Annotated in this window: 12 protein-coding genes; 5 read left to right on the top strand and 7 right to left on the bottom strand. The window is 71.6% G+C overall.

All coding sequences use genetic code 11. The features are described 5' to 3' along the window. The first annotated feature begins 3 nt into the window (after positions 1-3). The 4 genes from BLU79_RS37200 (at position 4) to BLU79_RS37185 (ending at position 4180) form a co-directional block, all read left to right on the top strand. Positions 4-831, top strand: a complete 828-nt coding sequence (locus BLU79_RS37200; RefSeq protein ID WP_256333607.1) for an AraC family transcriptional regulator — start codon at positions 4-6, stop codon at positions 829-831. Between the two features lie 73 nt (positions 832-904). After that, a complete protein-coding gene (locus BLU79_RS37195) occupies positions 905-1285 on the top strand; it encodes a DoxX family protein (protein WP_093910412.1) in 381 nt (126 codons plus the stop codon). Next, positions 1282-1740, top strand: a complete 459-nt coding sequence (locus BLU79_RS37190; RefSeq protein WP_093910411.1) for a peroxiredoxin — start codon at positions 1282-1284, stop codon at positions 1738-1740. Before BLU79_RS37195 ends, BLU79_RS37190 begins: the two co-directional genes overlap by 4 nt. Positions 1741-1849: 109 nt before the next feature. Continuing rightward, positions 1850-4180: a SpoIIE family protein phosphatase gene (locus tag BLU79_RS37185; protein ID WP_093910457.1), complete on the top strand. Its 2331-nt coding sequence runs from the start codon at positions 1850-1852 to the stop codon at positions 4178-4180. A 6-nt stretch (positions 4181-4186) separates the two neighbouring features. On the opposite strand, the gene BLU79_RS37180 is transcribed toward BLU79_RS37185, so the two are convergent. The 3 genes from BLU79_RS37180 to BLU79_RS37170 form a co-directional block, all read right to left on the bottom strand. Then, positions 4187-4621, bottom strand: coding sequence for a cupin domain-containing protein (locus BLU79_RS37180; protein WP_093910410.1), 435 nt, complete (start codon positions 4619-4621; stop codon positions 4187-4189). Between the two features lie 124 nt (positions 4622-4745). Then, positions 4746-5357, bottom strand: coding sequence for a DNA polymerase ligase N-terminal domain-containing protein (locus tag BLU79_RS37175; RefSeq protein WP_093910409.1), 612 nt, complete (start codon positions 5355-5357; stop codon positions 4746-4748). A 55-nt stretch (positions 5358-5412) separates the two neighbouring features. Then, positions 5413-6243, bottom strand: coding sequence for an aldo/keto reductase (locus BLU79_RS37170; protein ID WP_093910408.1), 831 nt, complete (start codon positions 6241-6243; stop codon positions 5413-5415). Between the two features lie 95 nt (positions 6244-6338). On the opposite strand from BLU79_RS37170, the gene BLU79_RS37165 reads away from it, so the two are divergent. Continuing rightward, a complete protein-coding gene (locus tag BLU79_RS37165) occupies positions 6339-7403 on the top strand; it encodes a LacI family DNA-binding transcriptional regulator (RefSeq protein ID WP_093910407.1) in 1065 nt (354 codons plus the stop codon). Here BLU79_RS37165 and BLU79_RS37160 read toward each other — a convergent pair. From BLU79_RS37160 to BLU79_RS37145, 4 genes are read right to left on the bottom strand one after another with little or no spacing between them, the layout of a single operon-like run. Then, a complete protein-coding gene (locus BLU79_RS37160) occupies positions 7366-8766 on the bottom strand; it encodes a glycoside hydrolase family 32 protein (RefSeq protein ID WP_093910406.1) in 1401 nt (466 codons plus the stop codon). The genes BLU79_RS37165 and BLU79_RS37160 overlap by 38 nt on opposite strands. Then, complete coding sequence (locus BLU79_RS37155) at positions 8763-9617, bottom strand: carbohydrate ABC transporter permease (protein ID WP_093910405.1); 855 nt, start codon at positions 9615-9617, stop codon at positions 8763-8765. The genes BLU79_RS37160 and BLU79_RS37155 overlap by 4 nt, the downstream gene beginning before the upstream one ends. Before the next feature lie 14 nt (positions 9618-9631). After that, a complete protein-coding gene (locus BLU79_RS37150) occupies positions 9632-10585 on the bottom strand; it encodes a carbohydrate ABC transporter permease (protein WP_093910404.1) in 954 nt (317 codons plus the stop codon). Then, complete coding sequence (locus BLU79_RS37145; RefSeq protein WP_093910403.1) at positions 10582-11991, bottom strand: extracellular solute-binding protein; 1410 nt, start codon at positions 11989-11991, stop codon at positions 10582-10584. The genes BLU79_RS37150 and BLU79_RS37145 overlap by 4 nt, the downstream gene beginning before the upstream one ends. Positions 11992-12055: the final 64 nt, after the last annotated feature.

Here is a 12055-nt window from a genome sequence, read left to right as displayed (position 1 = left end):
ACTGTGTCGAACACCCGCCACACGAACACCCGCCACACGAGCATTCGTCACACACCGACCGCGCCGACCCGCGCCCAGGTCCTCGCCGCCGGGGAACGCATCGACGCGCACCGGCACGACGACCACCAGATCGTCTACGCAGGCTCCGGCGTCCTCGCCGTCACCACCGACGCCGGCACCTGGTTCGCCCCCGGCAACCGCGCCATCTGGGTCCCCGCGGGCACCGTGCACGCGCATCGCGCCCACGGCCACCTCGACCTGCACCTGGTCGGCCTGCCCGCCGACGACAACCCTCCCCCAGACTCCGTCCGGCGGTACCCCCATCTCGCTTCGCTCGGGCTGGCCGCCCCCACCGTCCTGGCCGTCGGCCCGCTCCTGCGCGAGCTGATCCTCGCCTACACCCACGACCCCGACGACGACAGCCCCGAGCGCCGCCGTCTGCTCGCCGTCCTGCGCGACCAGTTGCGGGCCTCGCCCCAGCAGCCCCTGCGCCTGCCCACCCCCAAGGATCCGCGCCTGGCCGCGGTCTGCGCGCTGGTCCACGCCGACCCGGCGGACTCCCGCACCCTCGCCGCCCTCGGCACCGCGACCGGAGCGGGCGAGCGCACCCTCAGCCGGCTCTTCCGTCACGAGTTCGGGATGACCTTCCCGCAGTGGCGCACCCAGTCGCGCCTGTATCACGCGCTGCGTCTGCTCGCCGAGGACACGCCCGTCACGACCGTCGCCCACCGCTGCGGCTGGTCTTCCGCCAGCGCCTTCATCGACGTCTTCCGCCGCTCCTTCGGATACACGCCAGGAACCCACAACCGCCGCGCGCAGCAGGGCGGGTGACCGGCCGGTGCGGGTGACGGGCGGCGACCTACCCTCCGGTAGCATCCGGCGGCAGGACATCCAAGGAGGATCCGTGCCCCGGTCCCAACGCTCGCCCCTGCTGCTCGCCGGCCTGCTGGCCACCGCCGGCGTCGCCCACTTCGCCGCCCCCCGCCGCTTCGACGAGACCGTGCCCAGCGTCCTGCCGGGCGCGCCCCGCACCTGGACGTACGCCAGTGGCGCCGCCGAACTCGCGCTGGCGGCCGGTCTGGCGCTGCCGCGCACCCGCAAGGCCGCCGCGCTGGCGACGGCGGCCTTCTTCGTCGGTGTGTTCCCCGCGAACGTGAAGATGGCCGCCGACTGGCGGCACCGCCCCGCGCCGCAGAAGGCCGCCGCCTTCGGCCGGCTGCCGCTGCAGATCCCCCTCGTCCTGTGGGCCCGCGGGGTCGCGAAGAACGCGGAGGGCCGGGCATGAGCGCACAGCTGAAGGTCGGCGACAAGGTCGAGGACTTCGCGCTGCCGGACGAGACCGGCACCAGCCGCAGCCTCACCGAGCTGCTCGCCGAGGGACCGGTGGTCCTCTTCTTCTACCCCGCCGCCCTCACCCCGGGCTGCACCGCGGAGGCCTGCCACTTCCGGGATCTCGCCGCCGAGTTCGCCGCCGTCGGCGCCCGTCCCGTGGGCATCAGCGGTGACGCGGTCGAACGCCAGCAGGAGTTCGCCGACCGGCACACCCTCGGCATGACCCTGCTGTCCGACGCCGACGGGGCGGTCCGTGAGCGGTTCGGCGTGGCCCGCGGCTTCTCCCTGGCGCCCACCAAACGGGTCACCTTCGTCATAGGGCAGGACCGCACGGTCCTGGAGGTCGTCCGCAGCGAACTGCGCATGAACACCCACGCCGACCGGGCCCTCGCCGCGCTGCGCAAGTGAGCGGACGGTCACGCGGGGCGGCGGCAGCTCCGAGCGCCGCGGTGCCACGGGTGTAACCACCCGGGCGTCGCGGTTGATGTGGTGCGGCGCAGGACTCATGCTGGACGACATGGAGCGCGTCTCCGCTGCGGCGATCCTCGATGCCCAGGGTGTGGTCAAGGGGTGGAGCGAGGGTGCCCGGCGGCTGACCGGCCGCACCGCCGAGGAGGTCGTGGGACGGCCCGCGCGGGACCTGCTCGCCGAGGAACCGCCACCAGCGGCCGTGACCGCGCTGACCGGCACCGTCGTCCTGCGCCACCACGACGGCTCGGAGGTGCCCCTCGTCCTGCGGGCCCACGCCGTGCTGGGCGAGGACGGCGCACCCGACGGCTTCGTGATCACCGGCGAACCTCCGGACGGGCCCGGGCCGACCCTGGCCGAGCGAGCCTTCCAGCAGGCGTCGATGTCCATGTCGGTCTTCGACACCCAGCAGCGCTATCTGCGGCTCAACGACGTCGCCTGCCAGGTGATGGGCGTGCCCGAGGACATCCTGATCGGCCGGCACTTCCCGGAGACCGTGGAGGACGCCAAGCACAGCCGCGGCTTCCACTGGCATCTGCGCCACGTCGCCGAGACGGGCCGGCCGGTCCGCTACGAGAGCTTCACCGGAGCGCCGGCCCTGAACCGGGAGCATGCCTGGAGCATCCAGATGTGGCCGGTGCGGGACCCTTCCGGCGCCGTCATGGGAACGGCACTGGCCGCGTTCGACAGCTCCGACCAGTACTGGGCGCGACAGCGGCTGGCCCTGCTGAACGAGGCGGCGGCCGCCATCGGCACCACCCTGGACGTGGTGCGCACCGCCGAGGAACTGGTCGGGGTCGTGGTGCCCCGGTTCGCCGACTTCGCCAGCGTGGACCTGTTCGACTGGGTGCTGGGCGCCGAGGAGCCGCCCGCGCTGGCCGGCACGGACATCGCCCTGCGCCGCGTCGCCCACGGCTCCGGCACCGAGGGCACCCCGGAAGCGGCCGTACACCTCGGTGAGGTGGACTACTACCCGCCGTTCTCACCGCCGGCCCGGGCGATCCTGGAGAGCCGGGTGATCCAGAGCCAGGCGGGCGAGCCGGCGTTCATGCGGTGGATCTCGGAACGCAACGCCCGGGCCCCCGCCGGCCGGGGCCACCGGGTGGGCGCCCACTCGATGATGGCGGTGCCGCTGCGGGCCCGCGGCACCACGCTCGGCGTCGCGGTGGTCGTACGCATCAGACAGTCGGACGACTACGGCGAGGACGACGCCGTGTTCGCCGAGGAACTCGCAAGCCGCGCCGCCGTCTGCGTCGACAACGCCCGCCGCTTCGCCCGCGAACGCTCCACCGCACTGTCCCTGCAGCACAACCTGCTGCCCCGGGGACTGCCCGGACAGGCGGCCGTCGAGGTGGCCCACCGCTATCGGCCCTCCGGTTCGCAGGCCGGCATCGGCGGCGACTGGTTCGACGTGATCCCGCTCTCCGGCAGCCGGGTCGCCCTCGTCGTCGGCGACGTCGTCGGACACGGCATCCCGTCGTCGGCCACCATGGGCCGCCTCTGCACGGCGGTGCGCACCCTCGCCGACGTGGATCTGCCGCCCGACGAACTCCTCACCCACCTCGACGACCTGGTCACCCACCTCGCAGGGGACGACACCGACGAGGTCGCCGAGCTCGGCGCCACCTGTCTCTACTCCGTCTACGACCCCGTCACGCGCCGTCTCGCCCTGGCCGCCGCGGGCCATCCGCCGCCGGTCCTCGTCCTGTCCGACGGCACCACACAGGTGCTCGAGATGAACGCCGGGCCCCCGCTCGGCGTCGGCGGGCTGCCCTTCGAGGCGATGGAGGTGGAGCTGCCGGAGGGGTCCCTGGTCGCCCTGTACACGGACGGCCTCATCGAGGACCGTGACCGCGACATCGACCACTCCACCGCCGAGCTGTGCCGTGCGCTGACCGCACCCGCCGAGAGCCTCGACGCGCTGTGCGACAGCGTGCTGAAGGCCGTGCTGCCGGAGGACCCCAGCGACGACGTGGCTCTGCTGCTGGCCCGCACCCGGGCCCTGGGCACGGACCGCATCGCCACCTGGGACGTCACACCGGATCCCGAACACGTGGCGGCCACCCGGCAGGCGGCCACGGACCAACTGACCGCGTGGGGGCTGGACGAGGCGGCCTTCGTCACCGAACTCGTCGTCAGTGAACTCGTCACCAACGCCATCCGGTACGGCGCCCCGCCCATCCAGCTCCGCCTGATCCGTGACCGCACCCTCATCTGCGAGGTCTCCGACGGCAGTTCCACCTCCCCCCACCTGCGCCGGGCCCACGCCTACGACGAGGGCGGGCGCGGACTGCTGCTGGTCGCCCAGCTCACCCAGCGCTGGGGCAGTCGGCAGACCGACAGCGGCAAGACGATCTGGGCCGAGCAGTCGCTGCCGTAGACGTGATCACTCGAACGGGCAGCCCGGGTTGGGCGCGTCCTGGGAGAACGACGCGCCGTGCGGCAGCACGTAGAGCACGTCGAGGACGACCGGGGTGTCGCCTTCGTTGCGCCCTATGTGCACGTTGCCCGGCCCGGCCGGTTCCTGGATGAAGCTGCCCTTCGGGTAGATGCCGTCGGAGGCGCAGGTGGAGTTGTAGTGGCTCAGCGTGCCCTGCTGCGTGAAGGCGTACAGCGACCCGTCGTGGTAGTGCCAGCCGGTGGCCTGACCCGGCGGGATGGTGATCTCCCGGAGGATGTAGTCGGTGTCGCCGACGGTCTTCTGACTGATGATCCGGCCGCTGACACCCGGCCCGGGCGGAGTCGCCTGGGCGGGCCCGGCGACGAGGACGGTGGCGGCGGCCACGGCGCCGGTGACGGCGATGCGGAGCGTGGAGCGCATGACGAGGTGCCTCCAGTGGCGAGAGTGATGTCGCCGTGAACATAGAGGCAGGGAAGGGTAGTTGAGGGCGGAACCACAACATCCGCCGAAATCGGGGGACCGCAGGACGCCGGTACGGCGCGGTTCACTCCTCGTCGCCGTCCGCCGCGACCTGGGCGAGCGTACGACCCGTCCGCACCGAGCGGGCCCGGCGCGGATCGGGGGTGCCGTGCCCGCCCGCTCGTGCCTTGCCGGCCTTCACCAGCAGCCATGCCTCACGCTCACCGTCGAGGCCGTCGCGGAACCGCGTGAGCGCGTACTCCCCGTGCAGCTTCGACCCCCTCAGCCGGAACGTGGCATGACCCCGCTCGATCGACTCGCCGAAGTCGACCGGCCGCCCTCTGCGGTCATGGCTCAGCGGCTCGTACGTGCCGTTGTCCCAGACGATCACCGTGCCGCCCCCGTACTCACCCTGCGCGATCACGCCCTCGAACTCCTCGTACTCCAGCGGATGGTCCTCGGTGGGCATCGCCAGCCGCTTGTCGTGGGGATCGTACGAGGGTCCCTTCGGCACCGACCAGGACTTCAGTACGTCGTCCACCTGCAACCGGAAGTCGAAGTGCAGGGTGCGGGCGTCATGGATCTGCACCACGAACCGCGGCTCCCGCCCGGAGACAGCCGCACTTCCCTCCGGCTCCCGCGTCCGCCCGAAGTCACGCTTGCCGCGGTAGGCCCGCAGCCGGTCCTTCATGCCCACGACCTGCTCCTTCCCGAACGCCCCGAGTACCCGCGACGGCGCCCGCGACCGCCGTTCAGAACTCCTCGTGCACCTCGGGATCCCCGCCGAGCCGCCGATGCGCCCGGTCGGCGACGGCTCCCATCTGGGTGGCGTCCAGGGTGAAGCCGAAGACGTCGAGGTTCTCGCGCTGCCGCTCCCGGTCCGCGGACTTCGGGATGGGCAGGGCGCCCAGCTGCGTGTGCCAGCGCAGGACGACCTGGCCGGGAGTCACCTTGAGGGCGTCGGCGATGCCCTGGACGACGGGGTCGTCCAGGAGGCTGCTGCCACGCCCCAGCGGGCTCCAGCTCTCGACGAGGATGCCCTTGTCGGCGTGGAACGCGCGCAGCTCGTCCTGCGGGAACAACGGGTGCAGCTCGATCTGGTTGACGGAGGGCAGCACCCCGGTCTCCCGCTCCAGCCGCTCGATGTGCCCGGCCGTGAAGTTGGAGACGCCGATCGACCGAACGAGGCCGTCCTCGCGGAGCTTGATCATGGCCTTCCAGGAGTCGACGTACTTGTCGACGCGGGGGAGCGGCCAGTGGATGAGGTAGAGGTCCACGTAGTCCAGGCCGAGGCGGGCGCGGGACTCCTCGAAGGAGGCGAGGGTCTCCTCGTAGCCGTGGTGCCGGCCCGGGAGCTTCGTCGTCACGACGATCTCCTCGCGGGGCACACCGCCGCTCGCGACGCCCCGGCCGACGCCGGTCTCGTTGCGGTAGTTCGTCGCCGTGTCCACGAGCCGGTACCCCAGCTCCAGGGCGCCGCGCACCGCCTGCTCGGCCTGCGCGTCGTCCATCGGCCAGGTGCCGAGGCCGACGGCGGGGAGCGTCGTACCGTCGTTGAGCGTGTGGGTCGGGATGCTGATCACTGCCGGACCTTCCCTTGACTGTGTCGTCCCTCCAGCGTCACGGATAGGGTGAGCCTTGATCAACCGGAACGGTGGGGGACGAGGCAGCTGACGTCATGGGCGGCACCGAGGAGAAGCAGCCGGCGGTACCGGCGCGTCCCACGTCACGGGACGTCGCCCGGCTAGCGGGCGTGTCGCACACCGCGGTCTCCTTCGTTTTCAACGGCCGCGCCGAGGGCAACCTCTCGCCCGCCACCCAGGAACGCATCCGGCAGGCCGCCACCGAGCTCGGCTACCGCCCCGACCCCGTCGCCCGCGGCCTGCGCCGCCGCCGTACGGCCGTGATCGGTCTGGTCACCGACGAGATCGCCTCCTCGCCGTTCGCCGGCCGCCTCCTGCGCGGCGCGATGGAGACCGCCTGGGCCAGCGAGCACCTCGTCCTGACCATCGACTCCGGCGGCGACCCGGCCAAGGAGGACGCGGCCGTCGCCGAACTCCTCGACCGGCGCGTGGACGGCATCATCTACGCGGCCATGTCGCTGCGCCGCGTCCGCGTACCCGAGGGCCTGCACCGCACCCACTCCGTGCTCGCCAACTGCCTCCCCGAGGACGACTCCCTGCCCGCCGTCGTCCCCGCCGAGCGCGCCGGCGGCCGTACGGCGGCCAGGCTGCTGCTGGACGAGGGGCACCGCAGGGTCGCCATGGTGGGCGGCCAGGACGACCTGGCCTCCGCCGACCGCCTGCGCGGCTTCCGGGACGCGCTGCGCGCCGAGGGGGTCACGGTCCCCAAGGAGTGGGTCGTGCGCAGCGGAGGCGAGATCAGCGCGGGGCACGACGGCGCGATACGCCTCCTCGACGGCGTCCCCGCCGACCTCCGGCCCACCGGCGTCTTCTGCTACAACGACCGGGTCGCGGCCGGCGTCCTGCACGCCGCGACCCGGCTCGGCATCGCCGTCCCCGGCGAGCTGTCGGTGGTCGGCTACGACGACCAGGAACACATGGCCGAGTTCCTCACCCCGCCCCTCACCAGCGTCGCGCTGCCCCACCGGGCGATGGGCGAGGCCGCCGCACGTCTGCTCCTCGACGCCATCGACACGGGCCGGACCCCGCCCGCGACGGTACGGCGCCTCGCCTGCCCGGTGGTCAGCCGTGCGTCGGTGGGACCGGCTCCCAGCCGGTGACGGCTGCCACGGCACCTGCGACGACCAGCTCGGGCATATCGTCCGGTCGCCGGTAGATCCGCTCGGTGACCGTCGCCCGGTCGCCGACGAACAGCTCCAACAGCGAGCCGTCGACGAGGATCCGCACCTCGGAGGCCGGCCCCCGCACGACAACCGGTGCCGACCCTTCGGGCCCGGTCCGGGGCCAGTCGCCGCGGTCGAGCGTCACCGTGCCCGCGTCCGGGTCCAGCACGACCGTCAGCTCCGCACCGGTGGCGGACCGCAGCAGACTCACGGTGGTCCGGCCCGCCGCGGTCACGGTCAGGTCGTACGCCTCCGGGAGCGCGATGCGCCGACCCGGCGCGGAGACGAACGGCTCGTCCGCACGCAGCAGTTCGAGCTCGCGAGCCGGTACGACCCGTAGGGCACCGTCGGGATGCACGTCCACCACCCGCGGCGCGGTCAGGACACCGGCCCACCCGGCGCGATCGACCTCACTCTGTTCGCGCGCCTCCCAGGACCACCCCCACAACAGCACCCGGTCCGACTCCTGGAGCACGGCGGGCGCGTAGAAGTCCCGCCCGTGGTCCAGCCGTCCGCCGGTGCGGGCAGCGAAACGCAACTCGCCCTCACCGTACGGTTCAAGACGGCCCGTCAGATATCCAGTGCCGCACGGGTCCCCATCCCACAGTGACACCACCAGCACCCAGTCCCCACCCGCCGTCTCGAAGAGCTGCGGGCACTCCCAGCCGACGGCCCCGTCCCCGAACACATCAGCAGCGACGGGGTCGTTGCCGTCGAGCAGGACCCCGGCGAACCGCCAGTCGGCCAGGTCCTCGCAGTCGTACAGCAGCACCGACGGAGTCCCGTCGGCGTGCCCCGCGCCCACCAGCGCCCACCGTCGGCCACCGCTCCTGAACACGAACGGGTCGCGGAACATCACCACGTCCAAGTCAGCGGGCGGGCCGGTCACCACGGGTTTGGACAGCGGCCTCCAGTCGGTCAGCGTCTCGTCCTCCGGCATCAGCGCCCGCGCCAGGCAGATCGAGCCGAGACCGGTGTGATGCCGGTCGACACCGGTGTACACGGCCGTCGGCACGCCGTCGTCGTCGACCACGCAGCCCGACCAGCAGCCTGCCTCGTCCGGGCCGCCGGGCGTCGGAGCGAGCGCGATCGGGTGGTGCTCCCAGTGGACGAGGTCGTGGCTGGAGACATGGCCCCAGTGGACGTTCGCGTGCACCGGGGCGGCGGGGTTGTGCTGGTAGAAGAGGTGGTGGCGGCCCCGCCAACGGAAGGGCCCGTTCGGGTCGTTGATCCAGTTGGCGGGCGGACGGACCCGGAAGCGCGGGGCGTTCGGGTCCGTCGAGCGAGCGGTGAGGCTCAACGGTTGACTCCTGCGGACGTGATGCCCTCACGCAGAGGGCGCTGACCGACGACGAACACGACGACGGCGGGGATCATGGAGAGGACGACACCGGCGAGCACCACCGAGATGGAGCCGGTGCCCAGGTTGCCCTGGAGGGAGACCAGGCCCAGGGGGAGGGTGTAGTTCTGGCCCGAGGTCTCCAGGATCAGCGGCCGGAAGAACTCGTTCCAGTGGTAGTTGAAGGCCAGCACCCCGACGATCGCGAGTCCGGGCGCGGCCAGCGGCGCGTACACGGACCGGAAGATCCGCCAGGGCCCGCAGCCGTCCAGCATCGCCGCCTCGCCCAGGTCCTTGGGCATGCCCAGGAAGTACTGGCGCATCAGAAAGGTCCCGAAGGCGGTCGGGAAGGCCGGGATGATCAGACCGAGCAGGGTGTCGGTCAGGCCCATCGACTTCAGCACCAGGAACACCGGGACGATCGTGACCTGGAGCGGCACCATCATGGTGGCCAGGACCAGTCCGAACAGCGGCTTCTTGAACCGGAATTCGAGGCGGGCGAAGGCGTATCCCGCCAGCCCGGCGGTGATCATCTGGCCCACCGCGATCAGCGCGGTCACCAGCGTCGAGTTGAGTGCGAGCAGCCATACGTCGATCTGGTCGAAGACCCCGCGGTACGACTCCGCGGTGGGGTTGGTCGGGATGATCTTCGGGGGCAGGTCGAAGGACTCGGCCGGGACGCGCAGGGACGTGGAGACGGTCCAGATGACCGGCCCCAGCGTCAGCAGCGCGCACACGGCCAGTGCGGCGATCCGCGCCCACGGTGCGAGCGAGTACCGGGCACGGCTGAGGTTCACTGTCGCTTGGCTCATGGGACTCACCCGGCTCACTCGTAGTGGACGAAACGCCGGCTGAGCCGGAACTGGAGGGCGGTGACCGCCATGATCAGCACGAACAGCAGCACGCCCACCGCGGACGCCTCGCCGAAGCGGAGCTGCTCGAAGGCGCTCTCGTAGATGACCATCACCACGGTGCGGGTGGCGTCGCCGGGCCCGCCGTTGGTGAGGACGTACGGCTGCTCGAAGACCTGGAGCGCGTTGATGATGCCGACCACCGACGCGACCAGCAGCGTGGGCGACAGCAGTGGGAGAGTGATGGCGAGGTGCTTGCGCAGGCCGGTCGCGCCGTCGAGGGAGGCTGCCTCGTGGATCTCCTTCGGGATGTTGTTGAGCCCTCCGACGAACAGCAGGAACGAGAAGCCGAACTGCTGCCAGACGTAGACCAGGATCACCGTGGCCATCGCCGCGTTCTCGGACGTCAGCCAGGGCACGGGAGCGATCCCGACCAGCCCCAGCAGCCAGTTGACGACTCCGAAGTCCTGGTTGAACAGGTACTTCATCACCACCGAGATCGACGCGGCGGACAGCACCAGCGGAAAGAAGAACGCCGACCGGAACACCGAGCGCAGCCACCCGGGCATCCGTCCGTTCACCGCCAGGGCCAGCACCAGGGCGATGAGGAGCTGGAGCGCGACCGCGAACACCATGAACACGAGCGTGTTGCCGAAGGAGACCAGCACGGTCGAATCGCCGAAGACCTCACGGTAGTTGGCGGCCCCGGCGAAGCTAGGGGAGTCGATCACGTTCCAGTGGAAGAGGCTCAGCACCACCGAGCCGACGATCGGGACGACCGTGAAGACGACGATGCCGACGATCGTCGGGGCCAGGAAGAGCGTCGCCAGCAGCCGGGTGCCGCGGTCGCGCGCGGAGGGCCGCGGCGCGGCGGCTGGTGGAGCCGTCGGGTGCGTGGCCGGTACGGCCGGTATCCGAGTGTTCGTCATACGTCACGCTCCATGGCCTTCTCCAGATCGCTCTGCATCCGCCGCAGCGCGGGGGCCACCGCGCGCCGGGAAGCCAGGGCGGTACCGGTGTGCTTCAGCAGCACCTGCTCGACCTCCGCGACCTGCGGCGGCGCGGGGATCGGCCCGGTGTCGGGGAACTTGTCGAGGGTGTCGTAGAAGACCTGCCAGCGGTTCGGGCCGGTCTCGCGGTAGCGGTCGGCGGTGAGCATCGAGCGGCGGGCCGGGGTGGTCTGGTTCGTCTCGAACAGCCGCATCAGGGTGTCCCTGCGGGCGGCGTACTTGATGAACTCCCAGGCCTCCTCCTGCCGCTTCGACGTGCGCAGCAGCGCGTAGCCGGCGGCGCCGAACTGCATGCGCTGGGTGCGCCAGCGAGGGAAGTACTGTGCGTCGAACGCGCCCGCCTTCATCCCCGCCAGGTGCAGACCGCCCGCCCAGAAGCCGCCCGCGGGCGTGACGCCGACCCGGCCGGTGGAGAACACGCCGATGAGGTTCTGTCCGTTGCCCCCCTCGGGCCGGTTGCACAGGTCCTCGTCGATGAGGGAGGCGAGATAGTCGTACGCCTCCTCCACGCGCGCTTCGGTGGCCTGCGGGGTGGTCCACCGGAAACCGCCGCCGCGTCCCTCCCGCTGGGCGGCCGGATAGAAGGAGTCCCACAGCCAGGCGCCGCCGGGCGCCTTGGACTCGGAGAGGAGGTTCGTGTCGTTGGCGAACAGCCACGGCACCACGCCGCCCCACAGCCGGTTGGTCCAGAAGTACGGCGTGAACTGCGAGCCGCTCGCCTTCTTCATGTCGCGCAGCAGCGCGGTGAAGTCGTCGCGGGTCCAGTCGGGGGCCGGGAAGTCCGCGCCCGCGCGCTTCAGCACCTGGTCGTTGAGGTAGATGTCGGCGGCGTTGAACTCGACCGGCAGCTGGTAGAGGCTCCCCTCGTACATCATCGACTCCACCAGCGAGGGATGGACGTCGGAGAAGTACTCGCGCAGCTCCTCGGCGTCCCGCTTCACCCAGCGGTCCAACGGGACGCCGAGGCGCTGCGCGAACAGCTGGACGCCCTCGGTGGCGACGTAGACGAGGTCGGGCGCGGTGCCCGCCGCGATCTGGGTGAGGATCTTCGCGAAGAAGTCCGACCAGTCGACGGCCTGCACGGCGTTGATCCGCAGCTTGATGTCGGGGTGGACCTTCCTGAAGCCCTCGGTGAGCGACCGGATGGCTTCCGGTCCGTAGGCGGGGCCGAGCGTCGCGACGACCAGGGAGCCGTCGTTCCGCCCGGGGATGTCGGCTCCGGTGAGCCGGTCCCAACTGGCGGCGGTACCGGCCAGTGCGGCGGCTCCCGCGCCGTAGGCGCCGTACCGCATCAAGGTGCGGCGAGTGAGATGCGAGTCGGTCATTCAAACGGGCCTAACTCGTGTTAGCCAAGGTCTGATGCCCCAGATGATGTGAAGCGGGTTACGG

This window comes from Streptomyces sp. cf386, from assembly GCF_900103585.1.
Classification (GTDB): Bacteria; Actinomycetota; Actinomycetes; order Streptomycetales; family Streptomycetaceae; genus Streptomyces.
Note: the sequence above shows the minus strand (reverse complement) of the source record. Positions and strands in the feature narration are given on the sequence as shown.

Excerpts from the sequence above, each read along its gene's own strand:
- BLU79_RS37190 (WP_093910411.1), top strand. The coding sequence starts at position 1,282 with ATGAGCGCACAGCTGAAGGTCGGCGACAAGGTCGAGGACTTCGCGCTG.
- BLU79_RS37185 (WP_093910457.1), top strand. The coding sequence starts at position 1,850 with ATGGAGCGCGTCTCCGCTGCGGCGATCCTCGATGCCCAGGGTGTGGTC.
- BLU79_RS37180 (WP_093910410.1), bottom strand. The coding sequence starts at position 4,621 with ATGCGCTCCACGCTCCGCATCGCCGTCACCGGCGCCGTGGCCGCCGCC.
- BLU79_RS37165 (WP_093910407.1), top strand. The coding sequence starts at position 6,339 with ATGGGCGGCACCGAGGAGAAGCAGCCGGCGGTACCGGCGCGTCCCACG.
- BLU79_RS37155 (WP_093910405.1), bottom strand. The coding sequence starts at position 9,617 with ATGAGCCAAGCGACAGTGAACCTCAGCCGTGCCCGGTACTCGCTCGCA.
- BLU79_RS37150 (WP_093910404.1), bottom strand. The coding sequence starts at position 10,585 with ATGACGAACACTCGGATACCGGCCGTACCGGCCACGCACCCGACGGCT.
- BLU79_RS37145 (WP_093910403.1), bottom strand. The coding sequence starts at position 11,991 with ATGACCGACTCGCATCTCACTCGCCGCACCTTGATGCGGTACGGCGCC.